Raw genomic sequence first — 1,412 nt, 5'->3', positions numbered from 1 at the left:
TTGGTGAACGACATGAAGAAGTCAGACATGCTCGCCGGGCGGACTGCTGAGCAGTGGTCAGGTCCCGTCCGATTTCTTGCGAGAATTCTGTTTTCCACGGGAGTGATCTCTGGTGCACTGTATTTTGTGACGGGGTCAACCGCTGAAACCGTGCCACTTTGGTTATACGTGATTTTCGGCGTAACGATAGTGATATTTGTTGTCGCGTTTCTTGTCTATTGTGCGTTCGCGTTGAAGGCCCATCGCGAGGCGAAAGCAGGGTACACAACGACGGGTGGGCTGTACCCGAAAGTGCCGCAGGTTGATTCCTTGACAGGTGAAGTCCTGAGGGAGGTCGGAGAAGCTTTGATGTCCGATGGCCCTGAACGGCGGAAGCGACTCAAGTAAGCACCAAAGGCCATCTGGCCGACCTGCGCGTCGGACTCGTGGCTGTTTCCGGTGCGGCTTTCATGAGTCGCGCCGCCTATCGGATTCTTCGTAAATCAGGCGATGACCCAGCGAAACAAGCTCTCGCAAACGACAACTCGGTGTCACGGACGTCCCGTGCGGGGTTCCGATAAGGCCTACCTCGTGCTGCAGGCGTCAGTTGGCGCCGGCTACTTTCCCTTCCGCTGTTCCGCGGTGTAAACCATAAGCAGAGGATCCCCCACCGCTCTCAAAACCGCCCCCGTCTGATAGTCAACCTGAGGCACTCTAGGGGAAAAATTGCACGTTGTTGTGTACCCCGCCTTCTCCTCTCGAATCGCCTTGACGAGCGTTGCGAACATCCGATACAGCGCCCAGATAAACGACAGGACCATCACAGCGAACATAGGGAACATCCAGAGCTGGATCGTTTCCTCCGTAGCTCCCGCAAGAAAATAGCTTGCCGCGGAAATGCCCGTGGACCCAAGGAGAATAATCCCCCAGAGCCGAAGGGGACGGGCCATTTCGAGCGCGGTCGGTCCGGGGAGCATATCTGACTTATCCACCGTACTTACCCTCCTCGTTGTACTCACTTGCCTGAACCAACGACGGTACCCGAAGTGTCGGCCACGAAGCCAAAGCTTCCCACACCAACCACAGCCAGCGGCCAATCAGCCAAGTTGCCGTGAGGGTTCGGCTTACGGGCACCTCAGTGCAGACGTCAACAGGGTTGACTTAACGCGATTCGGTCCCGTTGGAGGTCCCTTGGGTTCTTGCGGAAAACTAACCGACGTCGCTCGGACCGTTCCCCGGGCGGGTGGCGATAAGTCGTCTGCATGGCTTTCCGAATCGACTCTTTAGGTTCATTCGAAAAGTTAGCTGATCGCCGATCGTGCGCCGCGCCAAGCAGCCACGACTGACCATGCTAGGAAGAGCAACAGAATTGCGATGAGGATAGCGTTGGCTTCCGGGATGAATTGTGCCACTCCCGCAGTGATAGCAACAAG

2 protein-coding genes are annotated in these 1,412 nt (G+C 56.6%); one reads left to right on the top strand and one right to left on the bottom strand.

Features of this window, described 5'->3' with window-relative positions; genetic code table 11:
• Positions 1-387: hypothetical protein (locus JF66_RS20535; protein ID WP_231556544.1), on the top strand; the 387-nt coding region annotated here is incomplete at its 5' end.
• A 209-nt stretch (positions 388-596) separates the two neighbouring features.
• Here JF66_RS20535 and JF66_RS20530 read toward each other — a convergent pair.
• Positions 597-971, bottom strand: coding sequence for a hypothetical protein (locus tag JF66_RS20530; RefSeq protein ID WP_156109984.1), 375 nt, complete (start codon positions 969-971; stop codon positions 597-599).
• Positions 972-1,412 lie beyond the last annotated feature (441 nt).

The organism is Cryobacterium sp. MLB-32 (assembly GCF_000738085.1).
Taxonomy (GTDB): Bacteria; Actinomycetota; Actinomycetes; order Actinomycetales; family Microbacteriaceae; genus Cryobacterium.
The sequence above is the reverse complement of the archived record's forward strand: the minus strand, read 5'-3'. Positions and strand labels throughout refer to the sequence as shown.